At 70.6% G+C, this 21,926-nt stretch carries 20 protein-coding genes; 9 read left to right on the top strand and 11 right to left on the bottom strand.

The window, feature by feature from the left end:
* Positions 1–12: 12 nt before the first annotated feature.
* Positions 13–435 carry a class I SAM-dependent methyltransferase gene (locus ACBR40_RS29735; protein ID WP_371250881.1) on the top strand — a complete coding sequence of 141 codons (423 nt, stop codon included), beginning with the start codon at positions 13–15 and terminating at the stop codon, positions 433–435.
* Between the two features lie 8 nt (positions 436–443).
* On the opposite strand, the gene ACBR40_RS29730 is transcribed toward ACBR40_RS29735, so the two are convergent.
* Positions 444–677 carry a hypothetical protein gene (locus tag ACBR40_RS29730; protein WP_371250880.1) on the bottom strand — a complete coding sequence of 78 codons (234 nt, stop codon included), beginning with the start codon at positions 675–677 and terminating at the stop codon, positions 444–446.
* Positions 678–932: 255 nt separating this feature from the next.
* Between ACBR40_RS29730 and ACBR40_RS29725 the strand changes: the two genes are divergently transcribed.
* Together ACBR40_RS29725 and ACBR40_RS29720 are read left to right on the top strand one after the other, a co-directional pair.
* Positions 933–1,406, top strand: coding sequence for a transcriptional regulator (locus tag ACBR40_RS29725; RefSeq protein WP_344208392.1), 474 nt, complete (start codon positions 933–935; stop codon positions 1,404–1,406).
* A complete protein-coding gene (locus tag ACBR40_RS29720; RefSeq protein ID WP_371250879.1) occupies positions 1,396–2,562 on the top strand; it encodes an FAD-dependent monooxygenase in 1,167 nt (388 codons plus the stop codon). Before ACBR40_RS29725 ends, ACBR40_RS29720 begins: the two co-directional genes overlap by 11 nt.
* Before the next feature lie 619 nt (positions 2,563–3,181).
* Here ACBR40_RS29720 and ACBR40_RS29715 read toward each other — a convergent pair.
* Together ACBR40_RS29715 and ACBR40_RS29710 are read right to left on the bottom strand one after the other, a co-directional pair.
* The gene (locus ACBR40_RS29715; RefSeq protein ID WP_371250878.1) at positions 3,182–3,706 is read right to left on the bottom strand and encodes a hypothetical protein; all 525 of its coding nucleotides are present in this window, start codon (positions 3,704–3,706) and stop codon (positions 3,182–3,184) included.
* A gap of 1,772 nt (positions 3,707–5,478) precedes the next feature.
* Complete coding sequence (locus tag ACBR40_RS29710; RefSeq protein ID WP_371250877.1) at positions 5,479–8,025, bottom strand: DEAD/DEAH box helicase; 2,547 nt, start codon at positions 8,023–8,025, stop codon at positions 5,479–5,481.
* A 334-nt stretch (positions 8,026–8,359) separates the two neighbouring features.
* On the opposite strand from ACBR40_RS29710, the gene ACBR40_RS29705 reads away from it, so the two are divergent.
* From ACBR40_RS29705 to ACBR40_RS29690, 4 genes are all read left to right on the top strand, one after another.
* Complete coding sequence (locus ACBR40_RS29705; RefSeq protein ID WP_020542579.1) at positions 8,360–8,710, top strand: STAS domain-containing protein; 351 nt, start codon at positions 8,360–8,362, stop codon at positions 8,708–8,710.
* A 1-nt stretch (position 8,711) separates the two neighbouring features.
* Positions 8,712–9,140, top strand: coding sequence for an ATP-binding protein (locus ACBR40_RS29700; RefSeq protein WP_344208385.1), 429 nt, complete (start codon positions 8,712–8,714; stop codon positions 9,138–9,140).
* A 1,112-nt stretch (positions 9,141–10,252) separates the two neighbouring features.
* Positions 10,253–12,574 carry a sodium-translocating pyrophosphatase gene (locus tag ACBR40_RS29695; RefSeq protein ID WP_344208383.1) on the top strand — a complete coding sequence of 774 codons (2,322 nt, stop codon included), beginning with the start codon at positions 10,253–10,255 and terminating at the stop codon, positions 12,572–12,574.
* A 353-nt stretch (positions 12,575–12,927) separates the two neighbouring features.
* The gene (locus tag ACBR40_RS29690) at positions 12,928–13,398 is read left to right on the top strand and encodes a histidine phosphatase family protein (RefSeq protein ID WP_364456734.1); all 471 of its coding nucleotides are present in this window, start codon (positions 12,928–12,930) and stop codon (positions 13,396–13,398) included.
* On the opposite strand, the gene serB is transcribed toward ACBR40_RS29690, so the two are convergent.
* The 5 genes from serB to ACBR40_RS29665 all read right to left on the bottom strand — a co-directional run bounded on the left by serB (position 13,395) and on the right by ACBR40_RS29665 (position 18,018).
* Positions 13,395–14,615 carry a phosphoserine phosphatase SerB gene (gene serB / locus ACBR40_RS29685; protein WP_371250876.1) on the bottom strand — a complete coding sequence of 407 codons (1,221 nt, stop codon included), beginning with the start codon at positions 14,613–14,615 and terminating at the stop codon, positions 13,395–13,397. The genes ACBR40_RS29690 and serB overlap by 4 nt on opposite strands.
* A gap of 89 nt (positions 14,616–14,704) precedes the next feature.
* A complete protein-coding gene (locus ACBR40_RS29680) occupies positions 14,705–15,289 on the bottom strand; it encodes a hypothetical protein (RefSeq protein WP_344208377.1) in 585 nt (194 codons plus the stop codon).
* 103 nt (positions 15,290–15,392) lie between these two features.
* Positions 15,393–16,403: an S-adenosylmethionine:tRNA ribosyltransferase-isomerase gene (locus ACBR40_RS29675; protein WP_371250875.1), complete on the bottom strand. Its 1,011-nt coding sequence runs from the start codon at positions 16,401–16,403 to the stop codon at positions 15,393–15,395.
* Positions 16,400–17,077, bottom strand: a complete 678-nt coding sequence (locus tag ACBR40_RS29670; protein WP_344208373.1) for an SDR family oxidoreductase — start codon at positions 17,075–17,077, stop codon at positions 16,400–16,402. The genes ACBR40_RS29675 and ACBR40_RS29670 overlap by 4 nt, the downstream gene beginning before the upstream one ends.
* Before the next feature lie 107 nt (positions 17,078–17,184).
* A complete protein-coding gene (locus ACBR40_RS29665) occupies positions 17,185–18,018 on the bottom strand; it encodes a TIGR03620 family F420-dependent LLM class oxidoreductase (RefSeq protein WP_371250874.1) in 834 nt (277 codons plus the stop codon).
* Between the two features lie 95 nt (positions 18,019–18,113).
* Here ACBR40_RS29665 and ACBR40_RS29660 point away from each other — a divergent pair, with 95 nt between their 5' ends.
* Entirely contained in the window at positions 18,114–18,980 is an 867-nt protein-coding gene (locus ACBR40_RS29660) for a LysR family transcriptional regulator (RefSeq protein WP_371250873.1), read from the top strand.
* A gap of 24 nt (positions 18,981–19,004) precedes the next feature.
* Here ACBR40_RS29660 and ACBR40_RS29655 read toward each other — a convergent pair whose 3' ends face one another.
* The 3 genes from ACBR40_RS29655 to ACBR40_RS29645 all read right to left on the bottom strand — a co-directional run bounded on the left by ACBR40_RS29655 (position 19,005) and on the right by ACBR40_RS29645 (position 21,191).
* Entirely contained in the window at positions 19,005–19,193 is a 189-nt protein-coding gene (locus ACBR40_RS29655) for a hypothetical protein (protein WP_371250872.1), read from the bottom strand.
* On the bottom strand, positions 19,139–19,519 hold the full coding sequence (locus ACBR40_RS29650; RefSeq protein ID WP_371250871.1) for an SDR family NAD(P)-dependent oxidoreductase: 381 nt from the start codon (positions 19,517–19,519) through the stop codon (positions 19,139–19,141). The genes ACBR40_RS29655 and ACBR40_RS29650 overlap by 55 nt, the downstream gene beginning before the upstream one ends.
* 103 nt (positions 19,520–19,622) lie before the next feature.
* Positions 19,623–21,191 (bottom strand): MFS transporter, encoded by a 1,569-nt coding sequence (locus ACBR40_RS29645; protein WP_371250870.1) that lies wholly within the window; start codon positions 21,189–21,191, stop codon positions 19,623–19,625.
* 83 nt (positions 21,192–21,274) lie between these two features.
* On the opposite strand from ACBR40_RS29645, the gene ACBR40_RS29640 reads away from it, so the two are divergent.
* Entirely contained in the window at positions 21,275–21,865 is a 591-nt protein-coding gene (locus tag ACBR40_RS29640) for an XRE family transcriptional regulator (RefSeq protein ID WP_344208363.1), read from the top strand.
* Positions 21,866–21,926 lie beyond the last annotated feature (61 nt).

The following is a 21,926-nucleotide window of genomic DNA, read 5'->3' as shown; positions in this document are numbered from 1 at the left end:
AGCATCACCAGCATGCCGGCGCGCGTGCTGGACGTGGGCGGCGGCATCGGCGTGCACGCCGAGTGGCTGAGCGCCGACGGCTACGCGGTCGAACTGCTGGACCCCGTTCCGCGCCACGTCCAGCGTGCCGCACGACTGGCCGGGGTGAGCGCGCCGCTCGGCGACGCACGCCCACTGCCCGCTGCGGACGCGAGCCAGGACGCGGTCCTCCTCCTGGGCCCCCTCTACCACCTGCCGGACCGGGCCGATCGAGTGCGGACCCTGACAGAGGCCCGGCGCGCCCTGAGACCCGGCGGAGTGATCGCGGTTGCGACGATCAGCCGTCACGCGGCCGTGCACGACGCCATCTACCTGGGGCACTACCTCCAGGAACGGCAACGGGAGGCCGCACGCGCAGCGGCGGCGAACGGGATCCCGCTTTCTCCTGGGCGATAATTCCCGGCCTACCTCCACGACCCCGACGAGGTGCCGGAGCATTCGCCGACGCGGGCTTTCCCGATGTCGAACGGTACGGCCTGGAAGGCGGCTTCTGGCTGTGCGGCGACATCGGCGACTGGCTGGAAGACCCGGAGCGCCGAGCCCTCCTGCTCGACGCGCAGCGCGCGATGGGATTGGTGCCGTCGCTGCTCGGGGTCAGCGGTCACCTGCTCAGCATCGCCGAACGCGATCAGTGACACGTGGTGGGGCGGCGGCCACTGCTTCTACGGTGGAGCGACTCTGACGCCGGTCCGGTGAACGCTCTTCTTGCCTGCTCTTGCCGCTCAGGCCAGACGGTCGGTGAGCCCGTCGGCTCGGAGGGGCGGTTGAGCCGACCGGACCGGCAGCAAGGAACTCCTCAAGCCCGACGAGACAGAACACCCCCTCACGATCTCTTGTCTCCACAGAATATTCAGTACATACTGAACTTTATAGAAGATTGTGGAGGTGAACGGATGGCAGAAGACCGGGAGCGGATTCTTGAGTGGGTCGAGCAGGCGGCAGCCTTCTGCATCGACGAATATGCCGTCCCGCCCATAGCCGGCCGTGTGCTGGCCTGGTTGATGATCTGTGATCCCCCGGAGCAGTCGGCGGGTCAGATCGCCGAGGCGATCGGGGCGAGCAGGGCATCACTGGCCACCAGCATGCGCCTGCTCATCGACGCCGGGTTCGTGCGCCGCCGCACCCGCCCCGGACAGAAGACTCACTACTACCAGGTGGACGATGACGCCTGGGAACGGGTCATCCGGCGCAGGGTGGCGGGTCTGGCCGCGTTCCGCGAGATCACCGCGGCGGGCATGGAGCTGGCCGGCTCCGATCCTGCGCGCACCGGGCGGCTGCGCGCGGCGCACAACGTCTTCGACTGGATGGACAAGGCCTTCGCGAGCATGCCCGGGCCGCAGCACGAGGGAGAGGTTGATGAACGCTGAGCGGGGTCGCACCGCGATCGTGGCCGGGGCCGGGATCGGAGGGCTGGCCGCGGCCGTCGGCCTGCTGCGCGGCGGATGGGACGTGACCGTGCTGGAGCGGGCGCGGGAACTGGGCGAGGTGGGCGCCGGCTGGTCGTTCGCGCCGAACGCGTTGCGCGCGGCCGACGCCCTGGGCGTCGGCGAGGAGTTCCGGGCTTGTTCGGTGCCCACCGAGGCGGGCGCCACGATGCGGCTGCCGGACGGGACCTACCTGGTGAGGTTCCAGCCGGACGCTGACCAGGCGCTGCTCGCCAACCACCGCGCCGATCTGCAGCGCGTGCTGGCCCGGCACGTGCCGGCCGAGCGGATCCGTACCGGCGCCGAGGTGACCGGCGTCCGCCAGGACGGCGGCGGCGTCACGGTCACCTGCCGGGACGGCGCCGAGCTGCGGGCCGATCTGCTGGTCGGGGCCGACGGCATTCACAGCACGGTACGCCGCAGCGTCTGGCCCGACGCGCCCGAGCCTGTCTTCCAGCGCATTCTGTGCTGGCGCGGGGTGACAGAGCCGGGTGCGGTCCGGCCGGTGAGCGGGTTTCAGACCTGGGGGCGCGGCGCCCGGTTCGGCGCGCATCCCCTGGTAGGTGAGCGGGTGTTCTGGTTCCTCACCGTGCGCCAGGAGGAGCCGGGGCTGCGTTTCGATGACGATCTGCGGGAGGTGTCGGCCAGGACCCGCGGCTGGCACGACCCGATCCCGGCGCTGCTGGCGGCCACGCCGCCCGAAGCGGTGCTGTGTCACGACATCTACGACCTGGACCCCCTGCCCTCCTATGTGAAGGGCCGCATCGCGCTGCTGGGCGATGCCGCCCACGCGATGACTCCTTTCCTGGCGCAAGGCGCCTGCCAGGCACTGGAGGACGCGGTCGTGCTCGCGGCCGAGACGGCCCGGGCGACCTCCGTCCCGCAGGCTCTCGACCGCTACGACCAGGCCCGCCGCCCGCGCACCCAGCAGGTGCAGCGCATGGCGAGGACCGACCCCAGGCTCAGCCTTTCCACCAACGGCGGCACCTACCGGCTCATGACCACGATGACCCGTCTGGCCTCCTCCGGCGTGGCCCGCCGCAAGAGCTCCCGGCTCTGGGACTGGACCCCTCCACTCTCCACGGAAGTGACACGATGACGATCGAGCACATCACGTTCCGCAGCGGCGACGTACGCTGCGCGGCCGACCTCCACCTGCCGCGGGAAGCCGACGGGCCGGTGCCCGGCGTGGCGTCTCGTCCAGGAGATCGGCGCAGTGTCGGTTTCGGTGGACGAGGGCTGTGGGGTGAGGTGCGGAGATATAGGACACGCTTATATGGCATTTTGCGGGCTGCTGATGGTGGCGTAGTCGGTGGTGGTCGGTGTGCCTGTAAGGAGGGTTTGCTGGTGGTAGCGGATGTGGTGAAGAACGGTGGTTTTTGGGGTTTGTGGGGCTAGGTCGCAATCAAGTCACGACTTCTTGGACTTGGTGTCCAAGAGTCTGCTTGCTCACGTAACGTTCCGCTTACCCGCGGTCCATGCCGTTCTTGATGAAGGGTCTGGGAAAGCCGGAACGGTGTCGCCAGGGGGCGGGGCCGGGGGCGGTCGGTGACCGTTTCGCCGGGCGAACTGCACTTCCGGTCGTCGCTTGACTCGCTCCTCGCGAGTGGGCCGGGTGGCGCGAGTCTCTCGATGGAGGGAAGCGTCGTGACGGTAGTTGGCAGAGTGGTGGCCGCGGGGATCGTCGCGGTGGGGTCCATGATGTTCGGTGGATCCGCTCATGCGGCCGTGACGGCGGGAAGCGGCTCCTCTGGGCAAATCACCTCGCCGTCGGACGGACAGGTCGTCTCCGGGTCGTCCGTCACTGTTTCCGCACATACAGGGCTCATGCAACTCCGCATGGGGCTGTACGTCGACGGGCCGTCCACAGGCTCGGTGAAGGTGGCCGGCGGGGGCGCCAACCAGACCATCTCCGGGACGTTCGACGCCGGCAGCGCCCCGAACGGGACCTTCACCGTGACCCTCAAGGGGGAGATCACCGGCACCAGGTACGACAGCAGCACTTTCAAGCTGCGGCGGCCCGCCGAGACACCTAGCAATGTGAGCGCCGAGCTCCAGGGCACCACGAAGGTCATCGTGACCTGGAGCAAGGGCGCTGAGCCCGATCTGGAGACGTACCAGGTGTCCAACACGCAGTCGGGGGTTGTGGGGCGGCTGGCGGCGGACAGCGCGTGCAGCGGCGGGTCGTGCAAGGCGGTGCTCGCGGTGCCGGCCAAGGCGGCGGGGCAGAAGGTGGGGTTCACGGTCAGGGCGTTCCGGAGTGACGGGGACGGAGGGACGGTCGGGTCGGGCGAGTCAGGCACCGCCTACGTCAGCGTTCCGGCACCGCCTGCCGCTCAGCCGAAGAAGGAAGTCAGCAAGACGCGGCAGGCGCCCAAGACATCCGAGAGGGTCGATCCGCTGCCGACGCTGCCCGCCAAGAAGCAGACTCAGCCCTCGCGCAAGGCGACGACTCACCGCCCGAAGGTGACGGCCAAGGTGCCCGCGATCCCTGACACGGACACGAAGGGCAATCTGCCTATTCCGACTGCTGATGTACGACAGGGAGAAGAGAAAAAAGATGCCCTGACGCCATCAGGTGGGAACGGTGAGGGGCGGAACGACCAGGGCGAGAGTGCTTCGGACACCGCGTCAGTGCAAGTGAATGGTGTGAAGGCGCAGTCGAGTGAGTCCGTGTTGGGGGACGTCGGGCAGTACGGGCTGTATGTCGCGGGTGGGCTGCTTCTGCTGTTGCTCGGCGCGCATGCAGGAGCTTGGGCTCGGCGGCGGGCGCTGGCTGCTGAGGGAGGACGGGGCGGGAGTTCGCAGGCTCTGAGAACGGGCCCGGCGTCGATGGCGAGGGGCACTTCTGCTGCTGCTTCTGCTTCTTCTGCGAGGGCGGCAGCGGGTGTCGGTGTTTCGCGCACGGGGGCCGAAGTTGGCCTTTCGGGGGCGGGCGTCTCCCGTGGAGAAGGGGCGGCTGGGGTGACGCCTCGGCGTAGGCCCACAGTGATCCTTGCGGTGGCGAAGACGCGAATGCCGCCGGGGTCGCAGACGGCTGATGGGCAGGCTTCGGCTTCCGGCGGGGCTTCCAGTCATGGTGATTCGTCGCCTTTGCCTGCTTATGGGCAGGGGGCGGGCGCGGGTGGCGGACAGGTTTTGCGGCAGGTGTCTGCGATGCCTGGGTTAGAGGCTGGTGGGGCGAACATCGCCTCTGTTGCGGATGCTGCTCCTGTTCGAGGTGTGCTCCCGGTAGAGGCTGGTTCGGCGCATCTGGTTCCGCAGACTGTCGGGCGTCCAGATGAGCGGGACGGTCAGGGCTACAAAGGTGTGCAGAGTCCCGGTGGTGGTCAGAGACATGGCGGTGGTTTGAGCGAGGGCGGCCCTGGCCATGCAGGTGGTCAGGGCCGCGAAGGGGGCGCGGCTGATCACGGTGGACGTGGTGGGCGGCAGGAGCCGGTACGGATCGCGCTGCCCAGTTCGGCGGTGATCGAGGTGTCGGAGCCGGCCGCCGCGGCAGCGCAGCGGCCTGCTGTGCGGATCGAGGAGCGGTGGGATGACTATCTGCCGCCTTCGCCCCGGTCCATGGAGGACAGCGGGTTCTGGGAGCGGCCGCAGCCTGGGGCGCTGGATTTCTGGGCGCCGGATGATGAGGGCGCGGAGGGCGGGAGGAGCCTTGCCACCGGTGGTGGCAGGACCATCGACGCCGGTGGTGCTGGGACGATCCGCGGCGGTGGTGCTGGTGATGCCGTGACGGGCGGTTCGGATGGTGCGGTGACCGGCGGCCCCGGTGGTGCTGGCAACGGCGGTGCTGGCGGTGACGCTGATGATTCTGGTGCTGACGGTGGTGCTGTGAACAGGCCCGCTGGTGCCGGTGGCGGGGCGGGTGGTTCTGGTGGTGCCGGTACGTCCGCCTATCCGAGGCGTCGGCACGAGGGCGGTCTCAGTTAGGGATTCTGCCTGGGGGGTGGGCACGGCGGTCCGAACCGCCGGGTAGCGCTCTGCGGACGGGCTTGGCGGGGTGCGGCGGGGTGGGTCAGTCGGTGGTGAGCAGGGTGTTCAGGAGGAGGACGGCGCCCCGTTTGTCCAGGGGTTCGTTGCCGTTGCCGCACTTGGGTGACTGGATGCAGGACGGGCAGCCGCGTTCGCACTCGCAGGAGGTGATCGCCTCACGGGTGGCCGTCAGCCAGTCGTTCGCCCGGCCGTAGCCGCGTTCGGCGAAACCGGCGCCGCCCTCGTGGCCGTCGTACACGAAGACCGTCAGCAGGCCCGTGTCGGCGTGCAGTTCGGTGGAGACGCCGCCGATGTCCCAGCGGTCGCAGGTGGCGAACAGGGGGAGGAGGCCGATGGAGGCGTGCTCGGCGGCGTGGGCCGCGCCGCCGAGGTCGATGCCCGCCTCCGCGAGAGGGGCCACGGCCGACGCAGGAAGAGTCCACCAGACGGCGCGGGTGCGGAGGGTGCGAGGTGGCAGGTCAAGGGGCTCGTCGCCGAGCATCTCGCCCGACTGGAAGCGCCTCTTGAGGTACGAGACCACCTGCCTGGTCACCTCGACCTCGCCGAAGTGCAGCGTGCCTTGCCCCAAGGGGTGGGAGCGCTGGGTGGAAAGGATGGAGATGTCGGTGATGTCGCGGGCGAACGTCGAGTAGTCGGGATCGGCGGCCGTGACCAGGGCCACGTCGGCCTCCAGGTCGAGCGCCTCCACGAGGAACGTCTCGCCCTGGTGGATGTAGACCGCGCCCGTGTGGACGGTGGTGTGGGCGGAGGGCTCGTCCACGCTGCCTAGGAGGCGGCCGGTGTTCGCCTCCACGACGTGGATGAGGGATCCGCCACCGCCGCGGATGTCGGCGAGGTCGGTGGGGCGTTCGCGCCTGGTCCAGAACCAGCCGGTCGGGCGGGCGCGGAGCATGCCCTGGTTCACCAGGTCGTCCAGGACGTCGCTGGTGGTCGGGCCGAAGATGGGCAGATCGGCCTCGGTCAGCGGGATCTCGGCGGCTGCGGCGCACAGGTGGGGGCCCAGGACGTACGGGTTGTCGGGGTCCAGGACGATCGCCTCCACCGGCTGGCCGAACAGGGCCTGCGGGTGGTGGACGAGGTAGGTGTCCAGAGGGTCGTCCCTGGCGATCAGGACGGCCAGGGCGTCCTGGCCGTCACGGCCCGCGCGGCCCGCCTGCTGCCAGAGGCTGGCCCTGGTGCCGGGCCAGCCGGCGATGAGGACGGCGTCGAGGCCGGAGACGTCGACGCCGAGTTCGAGGGCGTTCGTGGTGGCCAGACCCATGATGGTGCCGTCGCGGAGGGCCTTCTCCAGGACGCGGCGGTCTTCGGCGAGGTAGCCGGCGCGGTAGGCGGCGATCTTGTCAGGGAGGTTGGACAGGTCGGAAATGTCGGGCAAGGCCCAGGAAAGGGGGTTCTCGGGCGCGCTGTGGGAGGGGATACGGCCGGGGGTGCTGTGGGAGGGGATGTGGCCGGGGGTGCTGTGGGAGGGGGTGCTGCCGGGAGCGCGGGTGGGAGCACTGCTGGGCCTTCCGTCTGCCGGGCCATTGGCCGGGTCGTCGGGCCTGCTGCTGAGGTTCTCGCCGGGGCTGCGGCTGAGGCCGTTGATCGGGCCGCGGTTGGGACCAGCGGTGGGGTCGGTGTGGGGGTTTTGGTCGAGGGTGTCGTTGAGGGGCGTGTCAGAGGGTGGGTGGGTGGCCCGAGGGGTTGAGGGCGTGGCCGTGTCTGCGGTCTCAGGGTGGGGGGTGGCCGGGGGGAGCGGGGCGCCCGTGTACGGCATGGAGAAGGCCACGTCGGCCAGTTTCGCGCGGGCGCTCAGCGCGACTGTCTCGGCGCCGCGCCGGGAGCGTACGAAGGCCAAGGTGCGGACGTCGGCCAGCACGAGATCGGCGAGCAGGTCGGCGGCCTCCGCCGTGGCCGTACGCCGCACCGGCGCCCCTCCCTCGCCCCGTAGCTCGGTCAGCGGCGGCTCCCACAGCGCGATGGTGGTGGAACCCTTGGGAGAGGCGTCCACGGTCACCTCGTCCATCTCAAGCCCCGTCAGCCTCATCGCGAACGCCCCCGGCTCGCTCGCCGTCGCCGAGGCGAGCAGGAACGTGGGCGCCGAGCCGTACCGTGTGCACACCCGGCGGAGCCGGCGCAGGATCTGGGCGACGTGGGAGCCGAACACACCCCGGTAGCCATGGCACTCGTCCACCACGACCAGGCGCAGCCGCCGGAAGAACGACGTCCAGCTCGCGTGCCTGGGCAGGATGCTCCGGTGGAGCATGTCGGGATTGGTCAGGACGTAGTTGGCGTGCCGGCGTATCCAGGTGCGTTCCTCGAACGGCGTGTCGCCGTCGTACGTGGCCGCCCGCATCTGCGTGATGTGCAGTTCGCGGAGCCCGCGCAGCTGGTCGGCGGCCAGGGCCTTGGTCGGCGTGAGGTAAAGCACCGTCCCGCCGTCGAGGCAGGACGCGACCGCCGGAGTGAGGTACGCGAGGGACTTCCCGGACGCCGTGCCCGTGGAGACGATCACGTTTCGGCCACGGAATGCCAGGTCGGCGGCCTCGTACTGGTGCGGCCAGAGCCCCGTCACCCCGCGGTTCGCCAAGCGCGTAACCAGCACGTCCGGCGCCCAATCGGGCCAACCGACTTGACCCGCCTGACGTGCTGGAACATGCTCCACATGGGTGACGCGCTCATGACGTGCGGGAACACCGAGCAGGTGGCGGAGGAGTGGACCTGCCTGTTCTGGGGAGGATGCGGAGGAAGTCACTGTTTCCAGTCTTGCATCAGTGGGCAAAGTCGCCGGGAATCGTGATTTCGTATAGACACAAGCCAGGCGCGTGGTTGAATGCCGCGCGTCAGGGTCGGACAGTCTGGGGCCACGCTCCAGATTGCCAGGCCGGCAAGAGTACTTTCGCAGGCGAGGCGCTGGAGGATCTGTGGATCTGAAGTTGGATCACCACAACGAGGACCGACTCACCATCGTCGAGGTCGAGGGTGAGATCGATGTCTACACTGCGCCGAGATTGCGTGAACTCCTCATCGACCTGGTGAACAAGGGCAACTTCCACCTTCTCGTCAACATGGAGAAGGTCGACTTCCTGGACTCGACGGGTCTTGGTGTCCTGGTCGGAGGGCTCAAGCGGGTCCGTGCGCACGACGGCTCCCTGGAACTGGTCTGCACCCAGGAGCGCATCCTGAAGATCTTCCGGATCACCGGCCTGACCAAGGTCTTCGGGATCTACGCTTCGGTCGACGAGGCCAAGGAAGCTCACGGCAAAGACAAGTAGCATGGCTACCGTCGAGCTGACGTTCAGCGCCCTCCCCGCGCACGTGCGCACCGCACGGCTGGTGGCCACGGCCATCGCCCGGCGCACAGGTGTGGAGGAGTCCCTGCTGGACGAGGTCAGGCTCGCCGTGGGTGAGGCATGTTCCCGGGCCGTGGAGGCGCACCGCGCCCACTGCCCGGGCGAGCCCATCCGCATCGAGCTCCGAGATGATTCCGGACGGTTCGAGGTCACGGTCAGCGACCATGCCCCCAGCGACGAGCTCCATCTGGAGCAGCCGCTCGACCTGGGCACGCTGTCCGACTCGTTCATGACGGGCTTCGGCCTCGCGGTCATCACCGGGCTGGCCGACGACGTCGAGGTCTTTCCCACCCCCAAGGGGACCGACATCCGGATGAGTTGGCCCGCGGCGAACGGGATTCCCGCGCCGTGAGGGTCGCCGTCCTCCGATGAGTGCTTCAGGCGCCCTCCCCGGGCGCCTGGCATCCCCCACTTTTTCTGTTTACGGCAAGCCACCCCGGCCCCACCCGCCGACCCCCGCCGGGGGCCTCCAGGGTGACGCCCGCTGACCCGCACGTGGCCGGCCGCCGTCACGGCGCCCCAACCCCGACCACCATGACAAGGCGTTGACCATTGTCTTCGCCGGGCGCGAGGTGGGTCCTGCCGGCCGGAGATGTGCGCCTGGCGGCCTCTGTAGTGCCCCTAGCCGCCCGGTAAGGGTTCTGCGCCATCCCCAGATACCCCCTGTAGCCGTGCGGGCTCCCTGCGGGCCCTCAGCGTCTTGACCACGAGGCCTGCTGTGCACTCGCACCATGTGGCCGCCGGAGCGGGTGGGCCAGGGGGACTGGCATGGGTGCAGGCACGAGGCCGGGTGCGCGCACGAGAGAGCAAGGTGCGGGATGGGTGGTCGCTCCGTGGGCCGCCGCCTGACTCGTGCGGCAGGGCGTCGACCGTCGACCCGACTCACACGTGAATGCGCTCACCTGGGTAAGCGCCCTGTTCGAGATACATGCTCGCAGTGTCCGGGTCGCGAACGCGGCATTCGGGGCGGAACCCCTGTTATGTGCGCCCCCACCTAAGATCATAAAGCCGCAGTAAAGGCATGCTTACCGTTCAGCCATGAGACGATCTTTTTGCCTTTGTGCTACCCCCCATTGACGCGCCCGCCACGCGAACCCCCCGCCCCAGCCCCTGCCGCCAGGCGTTCGCGAGCCGCAACACCCCCGCCCGAGCGTTCGATGGAGCTTGGTTTCGGTCAGCCCATATCGTTTCCTTGTCATGACCTTAACCCCGAGGAAATTTCCCTTGTCAGCCCGCAAACCGGGCTGCTGACCGGCTCTTACTGGACTCGCGGATAATTAGTGACCTTCGGAGCCTTCATATCCGTTCACTGCCTGCGTAGACTCCCGGCACCGGCCAAGGTGATCCGGCGGAACGCGGATTCAACCGGAAGCGGCACCCACAACCCGGATGGTGCCGCAACACCCGCCGAGGAGGGGGCGCAGCACCGCCCGGGCAGGACGACCGGTCTTGCCGAGGAGAACGATGAGCAGGCACATGCTGGCAGCGGAGCCAGCGTCAAATCTGGCCCTGAGCGGAAACAATCTCACCATCGTGGTCGTGGTCGCCGCGGTCGCGTTGATCGCGCTGGCCGTGGCAGGTGGTCTAGTGCGCGAGGTGCTGGGCGCGGGCCAAGGCACCGAACGCATGCAGAACATCGCCCGTGCCGTACAGGAAGGCGCCGCCGCCTATCTCGCGCGGCAGTTCCGCACGTTGGCGATCTTCGTCGTCGTGATCCCGTTCCTGTTGCTCCTGCTACCAGGGGAGACCGACGTCCGGATCGGGCGGTCGATCTTCTTCGTGGTCGGGGCGGTCTTCTCCGCGCTGACCGGGTTCATGGGCATGTGGCTGGCCGTGCGCGGGAACGTGCGCGTCGCCGCCGCGGCCAACGAGGCGGGCGAGAAGCGCGCCATGCGGATCGCGTTCCGCACCGGCGGCGTGGCCGGCATGTTCACCGTGGGCCTCGGCCTGCTGGGCGCGGCCGTGGTCGTGCTCCTCTACCAGGGTGACGCCCCTGGCGTGCTCGAAGGGTTCGGCTTCGGCGCGGCGCTGCTGGCGATGTTCATGCGCGTCGGCGGCGGCATCTTCACCAAGGCCGCCGACGTCGGCGCCGACCTGGTGGGCAAGGTCGAGCAGGGCATCCCCGAGGACGACCCGCGCAACGCCGCCACCATCGCCGACAACGTGGGCGACAACGTCGGCGACTGCGCCGGCATGGCGGCCGACCTGTTCGAGTCGTACGCGGTCATGCTGGTCGCCAGCCTCATCCTGGGCCGGGCGGCGTTCGGTGAGGAAGGGCTCGTCTTCCCGCTGATCGTGCCGATGATCGGCGTGATCACGGCGATCATCGGCATCTTCGTCACCGGCATGCGCGACCGCGACCGCAACGGCATGGCGGCCATCAACCGCAGCTTCTTCATCTCCGCCGCCATCTCGGCGGTGCTGGTGACCGCGGCCGCGTTCTGGTACCTGCCGGCCAGCTTCTCCGGCCTGACCGGCTCGCGTGTGGAGTCCGACGCCGACCCGCGGCTCATCGCGATCGGCGCGGTCCTCATCGGCCTGGTGCTGGCCAGCGCCATCCAGCTGCTGACCGGCTACTTCACCGAGACCACGCGCCGCCCCGTACGGGAGATCGGCGAGAGCTCGCGCACCGGCCCCGCCACCGTCATCCTGTCCGGCATCAGCGTCGGCCTGGAGTCGGCCGTCTACTCGGCCCTGATCATCGGCGGCGCGGTCTACGGCGCGTTCCTGCTGGGCTTCGGGAACGTGACGCTCGCGCTGTTCGCGGTGGCCCTGGCCGGCACCGGCCTGCTGACCACGGTGGGCGTCATCGTCTCCATGGACACCTTCGGCCCGGTCTCCGACAACGCGCAGGGCATCGCCGAGATGTCGGGCGACGTCGAGGGCGAGGGCGCCCGCGTGCTGACCAGCCTCGACGCGGTCGGCAACACCACCAAGGCCATCACCAAGGGCATCGCGATCGCCACGGCCGTCCTGGCGGCCACCGCGCTGTTCGGCGCCTTCCGCACGGCCGTGGAGGGCGAGCTCGCGCAGGCCGACACGGCGATCAAGGACGCGCTCGGCATCTTCCAGAACTTCAACCTCAGCATCGACAACCCCAACGTCCTGGTCGGCCTGATCATCGGCGCGGCGGTGGTGTTCCTGTTCTCCGGCCTGGCGATCATGGCCGTCGGACGGGCCGCGATGCGGGTGGTGTTCGAGGTGCGCGACCAGTTCCGCAACAACCCGGGCATCATGGACGGCACCCAGAAGCCCGAGTACGGCCGCGTCGTGGACATCTGCACCCGTGACTCGCTGCGCGAGCTGGCCACGCCCGGCCTGCTCGCGGTCATGACGCCGATCGCCGTCGGCTTCGCGCTCGGATACGCCCCGCTGGGCGCCTTCCTCGCGGGCGCGATCGCCTGCGGCACGCTCATGGCGGTGTTCCTGGCCAACTCCGGCGGCGCCTGGGACAACGCCAAGAAGCTCGTCGAGGACGGGCACCACGGCGGCAAGGGCTCCGAGGCGCACGCCGCGACCGTCATCGGCGACACCGTCGGCGACCCGTTCAAGGACACCGCCGGTCCTGCCATCAACCCGCTGATCAAGGTGATGAACCTGGTGGCGCTGCTGGTGGCGCCCGCGGTGGTGCTGTACGCGGGCAACCCGGTGCTGCGGATCGGCATCACGGTGGTGGCGGTGGCCGTGGTGGTGGCGGCCATCGTGGTCTCCAAGCGGCGTTCGGTGACGTCCGAGCCGGCCAGCGACAACGACAACCACCGGGAGGAGGAGCCGGTCGCGTCCTGACGACGGCCGGCCGCCCGACTTCCCGCGGACGCCCGCTTCCCCTGGCCGGGGGAGCGGGCGTTCCGCTGTCCCGGGCGGTTGCGGGAGCTGTCCCGGGCGTTTGCGGGAGCTGTCCCGGGCGTTTGCGGGAGCGGGCGGGGGAAGGGGGTGCCGAGGGGAAGGGGAGGCGGGATGGGTGAGCGGTGGGGCAGGTGGTCGCGGCACCCCGGGTGCTCGATGGGACACTGTCCGCGTGGAGAGCGACAAGCGGCCGAACGGCGCAAAAACCCTCGGCTACATCCTGCTGGCCATGTTCGTCATTCTGGCCGTACTGATCGGGCTGTCCGTCTGGGCCTCGAGGACAGGATGATCCGGTGCGGACGTTAATCGTGTTGAGGCACGCCAAGGCCGCCCACGTGGCGGGCCTGGCGGACCGGGAGCGGCCGCTGACCGGCCGCGGGGAGCGGGACGCCGCGCGGGCGGGCGACGAGATCAGGGGGGCCGGGCTGAGGCCGGAGGCGGTGTTCTGCTCCCCGGCGGTCCGGACCAGGCGCACCGCCGAGCTGGCCTTCCCCGAGCTGGAGATCAGCTACGAGCGCGAGATCTACGAGGCGTACCCCGAGGAGCTGCTGGACGTGCTGCGCCGCGCGGACCCCGAGCTCGGCACGGTGGTGCTGTGCGGCCACAATCCTGGTGTGCACGAGCTGGCGCTGGGGCTGGCGGGCGGCGACTACGGCTTCCGCCCGGGAGCGTTCGCGGTGATCGAGATCGGCGCGCCGTGGGCGGACCTCCACCTGGGGGAGGGCCGCCTGGTCGCCCGCTGGGACCCCAGCGGGGAACCCTAGCGGGGCGTGAGGACGCCGTCCTCGGCGTCGGCGGCCTCCACCTCGTCGCGCGAGATGCCGAGCAGGTAGAGGATCGAGTCGAGGTAGGGCGTGTTGACCGCGGTGTCGGCGGCCTGGCGCACGACGGGCTTGGCGTTGAACGCGATGCCGAGCCCGGCCGCCGCGATCATGTCGAGGTCGTTGGCGCCGTCGCCGATGGCCACGGTCTGGGAGATGGGCAGGCCGGCGGCGGCCGCGAAGCGTTCGAGCGCCCGCGCCTTGCCGGGCCGGTCGACGATGTCGCCGACGACGCGGCCGGTCAGCCGCCCGTCCACGACTTCGAGGACGTTCGCCGCGGAGTAGTCGATGCCCAGCTCCTCGACCAGCGCGTCGGTGATCTGGGTGAAGCCGCCGCTGACGATGGCGAAGCGGTAGTCGAGCCGCTTGAGCGTGCGGACGAGGGTGCGGGCGCCCGGCGTCAGCACGACCTCCTTGCGCACCTCGGCGAACACCTCCTCGGGCAGGCCCTCCAGCAGCGCCACCCGCTTGCGCAGGGACTCGGCGAAGTCCAGCTCGCCGCGCATGGCCTGCTCGGTGACCCTGGCGACCTCGTCGAGGCAGCCGGCGTGGGCCGCGAGCAGCTCGATGACCTCGCCCTGGATGAGGGTGGAGTCGACGTCCATGACGATGAGCCGCTTGGCCCGGCGGGACAGGCCCGTGCGTTGCACGGCCACGTCCACCTCCTGGGCGGCGGCCTCGGCGGCCAGCTCGACGCGGAGCGCGGCGGGGTTGGCGCCGGAGACGGACAGCTCGATGCAGGTGACGGGCCACTGGGCGAGGCGCTCGATGCGGTCGATGTTGGCGCCCGCGGCGGCGATGCGGCCGGCGATGCCGGCGATCGCGGCGGGCTGCAGCGTCTCGCCGAGCACGCTGACGGAAAGTCGCCCGCGGCGGCGCTGCTCCTTGGTCTGGGAGCCGGTGGAGAGCTCGACCTCCATGCCGAGGTCCTCGGCCACCCGCTCGACGGCGGTCCACAGGGCGCCGAGCGTCGTGCCGGTGCCGGTGGACGGTCCGCCCGCGTAGGCGACGAGCACGCCGAGCGTCAGCCGGCCGCGGATGACGACCTGCTCGATGTCGGCGACGGTCACCGGGAAGCCGGACAGGACGGAGAAGAGGCGCGAGGTGACGCCGGGCCGGTCGGGGCCGGTCAGGGTGATCAGGAGGGTGCGCTGGTCCACATCCAGCCACGGTACTGCGCCCGGTCCGATGCTCGCGCAGCAGGCTCGCCATTCGGACACGGGCGCATGTCGTGGTTCGTCTTTCGTCGTTAACGCACGACCGTGGTCTTCACGGACTTGGCGAACAGGTAACCGGGCACCCCGAGCCGGTCGAGCTCGCGCAGGTCCATGTCCTCCATGCCCTGGTCGAGGTTGTAGGAGATGACGCCGAGCGTCGCCTTCTGCGTACCGCGAGTGCTCTTCTTGGTCTTTGCGTAGAAAGTAACGGAGAAGGAACTTCCGACCGCGATGTCCTTATTCGCAAAGCAGAAGAAGCCGCGAGCGGTCAGCAGGATGCACTCCATCTTCTTGCCGCTGGTGGAGTAGCGGATGTTCCTCGGGTCGATGCCCTTGGGGAACGCGCCGCCGACGTACCAGGCCTCGGCGGAGGCGAAGTGCGGGCCCACGTTGACCGCGGAGATCTTGTACTTGATGTAGCTGCCGGCCTTGGCCTTCTTGGTCGCCGTCACCTTCACGGCGAAGGAGGAGTAGGGCTTGGCCGCCTTCGTGGTCACCGCGCTGGTCGTGGCGGTGGAAGCGGTGGTGGGAACGGCCGCGGAAGCGGGAACGGCGGGAACGAGCAGAGCACCGGCCGCGAGCGTGGCCAGCATGCCCTTGGTAAGGGACTTGTGCATTACCTCTCCGGGTAAGGGAATTGGACTCGGGGCCGTGTAATACAACAAGCCCCCCGTAAATGCCCGCTGTGTATATCAGTTATTAAAATTTATGTAAAGCCGGTTACTTCAGTATCAGGTGCGTGTCGCCGAACTCGTGCCACAGATACCCCTCGCGCAACGCCTCCTCGTACGCCCGGGCCAGCGCCTTCTCGCCGGCGACGGCCGTCAGCATGAGCAGGTGGCTGGAGCGGGGCTCGTGCAGCCCCGTGAGCAGCCCGGTCACCGCCCGTACGCCCCGGTCGGGGGTCACCAGGCGCCGGGTCCAGCCCGAGGCCGCGCGCACCCGGCCGTCGGCGCCCACGGCGCTCTCCAGGGCCCGTACGACGGTCGTCCCCGCCGCGACCACCTGGCCGCCGCTCTCGCGGGTCAGCTCGACCAGGCGCGCGGTCGCGGCCGGCACCTCGTACCGCTCCGCGTAGGGCGGCTCGTCCTTCTCCGGCGAGGCCACGCCGGTGTGCAGGGTGATCGGCGCGATCCCGACCCCGCGCGCCACCAGCGCCGTCACCAGGGCCTCGGTGAACGGCCGCGCCGCGCTCGGCATCTCCGCGCTGCCCGGCACGGTCGCGAACACGGTCTGGTACGTCTCGATCGGCCACTCGCCCACCACGTACGAGTAGCGGATCGGCACCCCGTACGCCCGCAGGTACGCCTCCACGTCCCGGTCCAGCTCGGCCCGCCACAGCCGGGGCGTCTCCCGCCCGATCAGCCGCAGCGTGGCCCGGCCGGGCAGCGGCAGCCACTCGCCGGGCTCACCCCCCGCGTAGGGCTCGCTCGCCCGGCCGGTACGCCGCCGCAGCTCGACCAGCCACGTCCCGTCCTCGCAGGCGGTCGAGAAGTGCACCGCCAGCCGGTCCAGCCGGACGGCCGCGGGCAGGGTCGCGGAGTTGTTGACCACGATGAGGTCGCCGGGCCCGAGCAGGTCGGGCAGGTCGCGGAAGCGGCGGTGCTCGGGGGCCCGCTCGCCGCGCGAGACCAGCAGGCGCACGTCGTCACGGGACCGGCCGCGCACCTCGGGCGGCTCCTGCGCCGACAGTCCGGGCGGCAGCTCGAAGTCGAGGGCCTGGGCGGTCATTGCAGGCTCACCCTGCCGCCGGCCGGGCGGGCCGAGACGAGGTCGTACAACGCGGCGGCGACCTTGGCCGGGTCCGTGGCCCCTGCCGCCTCCTCGGCGCCGACGGCGTCGGCCAGCATGCGGGTGTTCATCTCGCCCGGATCGACCCACCAGACCCGTACGTCCGGCTCCTCGGCGGCCAGCACGTTGGACAGCTGCTCCAGCGCGGCCTTGCTCGCCCCGTAGCCGCCCCAGCCCTCGTAGGCGCCGGTGGCGGCGTCGGAGGTCACGTTCACGATCGCGCCGCCCGCCGCCCGCAGCGCCGGCAGCGTGGCCTGGACGAGGGCGAGCGGCGCGGTCACGTTCGTGGCCAGCAGCGCGCCGAACGCCTCCAGCGGATAGTCCGCGAGCCGGGGCAGCGGCGTCGGCCCGAGGTCGCTGGCGTTGTTGACCAGCAGGTCCAGCGTGGGGGCCGCGTCGGCCAGCCGGCGTACGTGCGCGGGGTCGGCCACGTCGCCGGGGATCGCGGTGGCCCCCAGCTCGGCGGCGGCCCGTTCCAGGTCGGCCGCGCCGCGGGCGGTGAGCACGAGGTGCCAGCCCGCGCCGGCCAGGACGCGCGCGAGGGCGAGACCGAGCCCGCGCGAGGCCCCCGTGACGAGAGCGGTGCGGTTCCGGGTGGATGTGGTGTCCGTCATGCCTTCGACGCTAGAAACGCCGGGCGGCGCGGGCATCGGGCCGAGGTCTGGTCCGGCCTGGGTACTTCGTCCTAGGGCCTGCTCGTAGTCGTGAAGATCCGGTCAGGTCACAGGCGCGTCAGCACGGCGTCGGCGACCGCCCGGAGGGTGGCGATGGGGTCGTCGCCGAGCGGGTAGACGCCGACCTGGTCCGCGCCGGCATCGAGGTGCGCGGTCAGGCCGCGCGCGAGGCCGGCCGGGTCGCCGTAGGCGAGCAGCGCGTCGATGACGCGGTCGCTGCCGGCGCCGGCGAGGTCCTCGTCGGTGAAGCCCAGCCGCCGGAGGTTGCTCGCGTAGTTGGTGACCTGCAGCGCCTTCCCGGGCGGTGCGGCCCTGGCGACGGCGCGGGCCCGCTCGGCGTCGGGCTCCGCGAGCGCGAAGTGGCCGGGAAGGAGCAGCTTGCCGGCGCCCAGGATCTCCCTGGCCCGCCGGGTGTGCTCGGGCGTGACCATGCAGGGGATGACGCCCGCGGTGCGGTCGCGGGCCAGCCGCGTCATTCTCGGACCGAGGGCGGCCAGCACCACCCGCTCGGACGGGACGCCGGCCAGCGCCAGCTGCCCCAGGTAGGACGCCAGCGTGTCGTACGGCGAGGCCCACTCGGCGTGGACCTCGCGGTGCCCGACCCCGACGCCGAGGATGAACCGGCCGGGGTGCCTGGCGGCGATGCGGTGATAGGAGGCGGCGACGATCTCGGCGTCGGCGGTCCACACGTTGATCACGCTCGTGCCCACCACCAGCCGGGTGGTCGCGTCGAGAAGCTTCTCCGCGAAGGCGAGGTCGGCCGGTGGCGACGCGTCCAGCCAGAGCGTTCCGTATCCGGCCCGCTCCACCTCCACCGCGCTCTCCGGGCTCACCTCGTGCTCGCGCAGATGGGCGCCGAGCAGACCCAGGTCGATATCCATGATCCGATCCCAGCATCACGCCACCACCGGAACCAGGACCAGTTCCGACGCGCTCGATAACCTGGAGACATCGTCGCAGGACAGGGGGCGGCTCGGTGGAACTGCGCGCACTGCGCTACTTCGTCGCGGTGGCCGACGAACTGCACTTCGGGCGGGCCGCCGAGCGGCTGCACATCGCCCAGCCCGCGGTCAGCAGGCGGATCGCCCAGCTGGAACGGGAGCTGGGAGTCCGGCTGCTGGACCGTTCACCGCGCCGGGTCCGGCTCACCGCCGCGGGGCACCGGGTGCTCGCCGCGGCGCGGGAGGCGCTCGCGGCCGTGGACCGGGTCCAGGCCGCCGCCGGTGCGCCGGCGGGCACCATGCGCATCGGCACGGCCGCCGGGTTCGGCGCCCGCCTGGAGCGAGGGGTCGATGCGCTGCGCGAGCACCCCTCGGCGCTCGGCGTCGACGTCGAGCTGGTCGACCTCCCGCTGACGGCCCGGCTGGACGGCGTGCGACGGGGGGAGATCCATCTGGCACTGGCTCGGGGGGTGCGCTCGGCGCCCGGGTTGAGGGTGCTGCCGGCGTGGACGGAGCAGCTGTTCGCGATCGTGTCCGTGCGGCACCTCGCCGCCGGTCGCCCGGCAGTCGACGTGGCCGATCTCGACGTCGGCGGACTGCGGATCCCGTCGCGCGACCACGGCCTGCTCCTGCCGGGGGCTTTGACGGCCGCGATGCGGAAGGCCGGGATCGACGCCCGGGTCGGGCGGCTCGCCGGGACGGTCCAGGACACGATCGTCGAAGTCGGTCTCAATCCGCGGAGCTGGACCGTGCTGCCGGGCGACCAGGTGGCGGAGATCCGCTCCACCCGGGTGCGGGCGATCCCGTTCGCGCCGCGGACCACGATCACCGGCAGCGTCGTGGTGCCGATGGACCTCCCGGCCACCTGCGCCGCCGCCCATCAGGCCGCTTTCGGAGACTGAACCCGACGCGGCGCGGTACCGCGCTCAGATGATCTGTTCGGTGGGCAGAATGGTGATCTCGGTGAGGTTGACGTGCTTGGGCACCGCCGCGATGAACGCCACCGTCTCGGCAATGTCGTCCGACTGCAGCACGTCGATCTCCTTGATCAGGTCGGCCATCAACCGGCTCGCGTCGGCGTCGGTGACGTGGTCGGGCAGTTCCGTGTCGACCATGCCGGGCTCCACCGCCGAGACCCGCACCTTCTTGCGGCCGAGCTCGGTGCCAGGTCCACCTTCCCGAACCGCTCGTGCACGGCGGCGGCGGCCCGGGCGAGCGCGTCGCGGTCGGTCACGTCGGTGGGCATCGCCAGCGCCTCTCCTCCGCGCTGGGTGATGCGCTCGGCGGTGGCCTCCAGCCGGTCCGCGCGCCGGGCCAGCAGCGCGACATCGGCGCCCAGCGCCGCCAGGCGCTCGGCCGTGGCCTGTCCAATGCCGCTCGACGCGCCGGTGACCACGGCCACCCGGTCAGCCAGCGGCTTACCACCAAGAACTGCGGACATCGTGCATGACCTTTCTCTTCGTGATCGTGTCCGCGGAACAGCCGCGGACGAAGATCCGTTTGGGGTCGGAACCGACCTACCCGTGACCATGAGCCCAAACCGGTCAGCGGGCGGCGACGCTCTCTTCGACCTCGGGCCGGAGCGGCGCGGTGTTCTTCGGGCCGCGCAGGGCGACGTGGAGGAGCAGGGCGGCCATGACGGCCGCGCCGGCCCACATGGCCTGCTGCCAGCCGTCGACGAAGGACTGCTGCGCCGCGTGGATCAGGTCCTGGGCCTGGCCGCCGGTCCGGGGTGCGGCCGCGACGGCGTTGGCGATGCCTTCGCGGGCGGTCTCCGCGACGCCCGCAGGGACGCCGTCGAGCCTGTCGTCCATGGCGCTGCGGTAGCCGTTGGCCAGCAGCGCGCCGAGCAGGGCGACGCCGAGAGCGGTGCCGAACTCGCGGGTGACATCGTTGAGCGCGGAGGCGACGCCCTGCTTGGCGCGGGGCAGTGAGCCGGTGATGGCCTCGGTGGAAGGCGTCATCGACAGGCCCATGCCGACGCCCATGGCGAGCATGCCGGCCAGGATGGACAGGTAGCCGCCGTCGACGGACACGAACAGGGCCATCAGGACCAGGCCGAGCGCGGACAGGGCGACGCCGACGGCCATGGTGGAGCGGGCGCCGATCCTGGAGGCCAGCTTCGGGGCCAGGCCCGAGGTCATCATCATCATGACGGCCATCGGCATCATCGCCACCGTGGACAGCAGCCCGGACCAGCCGAGCACGGCCTGGAAGAACGGGAAGAGGACGACGGCGATCCCGGCCTGGACGCCGAAGACGACCAGCAGGGTGATCGAGCCGGAGGCCAGGCCCCGCTCACGGAAGAGGCGTACGTCCAGGAGAGACGCGTCGCGGCGGTGCAGCTCCCAGGCCACGAAGGTGATCGCGGCGATGACGCCGACGGCCAGGCCGATCAGCGTGGTGGGGGCGGTCCAGCCGTGCTCGGGGCCGTCCTGGAGGACGAAGATCAGGCCGATCACGGCGACGGCGGAGACCAGCGCGCCGACGGTGTCGAAGGGGTGGGCGGAGCGTTCGCGGGAGTCGGGCACCGATCGCAGCGTCATCGCCAGCGCGACGACGACCAGGACCACGGGCAGGACGAACAGCAGGCGCCAGTCGGCGACGTCGACCAGCAGGGCGGACAGGAACATGCCCAGGATGCCGCCGCCTCCGGCGACACCGGTCCACACGCCGATGGCCTTGCCCCGTTCCTCCTCGGGGAAGGTGGAGGTGATCACGGCCAGGGTGATCGGCATGATCATCGCGGCGCTGACGCCGGCGGCCACGCGGGCGCCGATCATCACCGCGGCCGACGGGGCGAGCCCCGCGACGGCGCTGGCGGCGCCGAAGACGATCAGTCCGGTGACCAGCATGGGCTTGCGGCCGAGCCGGTCACCGATCGCGCCGAGTGGCAGCAGCAGTGCGGCCAGGGTGAGGGTGTAGACGTTGATGATCCACAGCACGGTGGTCTGTGAGGCGCCGAACTCGACGGCCAGGTGAGTCTGGGCGACGTTCAGCCCGGACACCGAGGCGATGACGGCCATCAACGCGATCGAGACGGCGATCAGGATCGCGCGCAGCTGACGCGCGTCCGGCGCGGTCACCACCTGGGGAGGCTGGTCGACACTCATGGGTTTCCTCTCTTGCACGGGCGTGTTCGCTCTCGGTATGCGACGTTAAGCCCCTCTTGCATCTTGGGCATAGGATGTTGCCTATGACGCAAGAAGATGGGCAGCTGGAAAGCCTCGTACGCAAACGCATCCGCGCACTGCGCGTCGCTCAGGGCTGGTCGCTGGAGGAGCTGGCCACGCGGGCCAACCTCAGCCAGTCGTCACTGAGCCGCATCGAGAACGGCCGGCGCCGCCTCGCCCTCGACCAGTTGGTCACTCTCGCCCGCGCGCTGGACACCACCTTGGACCAGCTCGTGGAGAACGCCGCCGACGACGTCGTCATCAGCCCGATGATCGACGGCGCGCACGGCCTGATGCGCTGGCCCGTGAAGAGCGACCCCGGCATGAGCGTGATGCGTCAGCGGATGACCGACCCGCCGCCCGACAACCCGGCCCGCATGCGTGCCCATCCCGGACGCGAATGGCTGGTGGTGCTGTCCGGCACCGCCGTCCTCATGCTCGGCCACCGGCGCTTTCGCATCGAGACCAACCAGGCCGCGGAGTTCCCCACGATGATGCCGCACGCCATCGGCGCCGAGGGCAGACCGTGCGAGATCCTGGGCATCTTCGACCGCGACGCCCGCCGCGGCCACCAGAAGGACGCCGGCGCCGACGTCTCCGACACCGGCCGCTGAGGCGCCCAGGGCCACTGTCGACGGCGGGTCACTGCCGCACCGCCCGGGACCGTCCGGCGCG

It is taken from the genome of Nonomuraea sp. AD125B, from assembly GCF_041402765.1.
GTDB classification, from domain to species: domain Bacteria; phylum Actinomycetota; class Actinomycetes; order Streptosporangiales; family Streptosporangiaceae; genus Nonomuraea; species Nonomuraea bangladeshensis.
The sequence above is the reverse complement of the archived record's forward strand: the minus strand, read 5'-3'. Positions and strand labels throughout refer to the sequence as shown.

Bases quoted from the DNA above. Each gene is read 5' to 3' on its own strand.
- ACBR40_RS29680 (WP_344208377.1), bottom strand. From the start codon at position 15,289: ATGCACAAGTCCCTTACCAAGGGCATGCTGGCCACGCTCGCGGCCGGT.
- ACBR40_RS29700 (WP_344208385.1), top strand. From the start codon at position 8,712: ATGGCTACCGTCGAGCTGACGTTCAGCGCCCTCCCCGCGCACGTGCGC.
- ACBR40_RS29735 (WP_371250881.1), top strand. From the start codon at position 13: ATGCCGGCGCGCGTGCTGGACGTGGGCGGCGGCATCGGCGTGCACGCC.
- ACBR40_RS29720 (WP_371250879.1), top strand. From the start codon at position 1,396: ATGAACGCTGAGCGGGGTCGCACCGCGATCGTGGCCGGGGCCGGGATC.
- ACBR40_RS29695 (WP_344208383.1), top strand. From the start codon at position 10,253: ATGAGCAGGCACATGCTGGCAGCGGAGCCAGCGTCAAATCTGGCCCTG.
- ACBR40_RS29640 (WP_344208363.1), top strand. From the start codon at position 21,275: ATGACGCAAGAAGATGGGCAGCTGGAAAGCCTCGTACGCAAACGCATC.
- ACBR40_RS29655 (WP_371250872.1), bottom strand. From the start codon at position 19,193: ATGGTCGACACGGAACTGCCCGACCACGTCACCGACGCCGACGCGAGC.
- ACBR40_RS29650 (WP_371250871.1), bottom strand. From the start codon at position 19,519: ATGTCCGCAGTTCTTGGTGGTAAGCCGCTGGCTGACCGGGTGGCCGTG.
- ACBR40_RS29675 (WP_371250875.1), bottom strand. From the start codon at position 16,403: ATGACCGCCCAGGCCCTCGACTTCGAGCTGCCGCCCGGACTGTCGGCG.
- ACBR40_RS29725 (WP_344208392.1), top strand. From the start codon at position 933: ATGGCAGAAGACCGGGAGCGGATTCTTGAGTGGGTCGAGCAGGCGGCA.
- ACBR40_RS29665 (WP_371250874.1), bottom strand. From the start codon at position 18,018: ATGGATATCGACCTGGGTCTGCTCGGCGCCCATCTGCGCGAGCACGAG.
- ACBR40_RS29670 (WP_344208373.1), bottom strand. From the start codon at position 17,077: ATGACGGACACCACATCCACCCGGAACCGCACCGCTCTCGTCACGGGG.
- ACBR40_RS29645 (WP_371250870.1), bottom strand. From the start codon at position 21,191: ATGAGTGTCGACCAGCCTCCCCAGGTGGTGACCGCGCCGGACGCGCGT.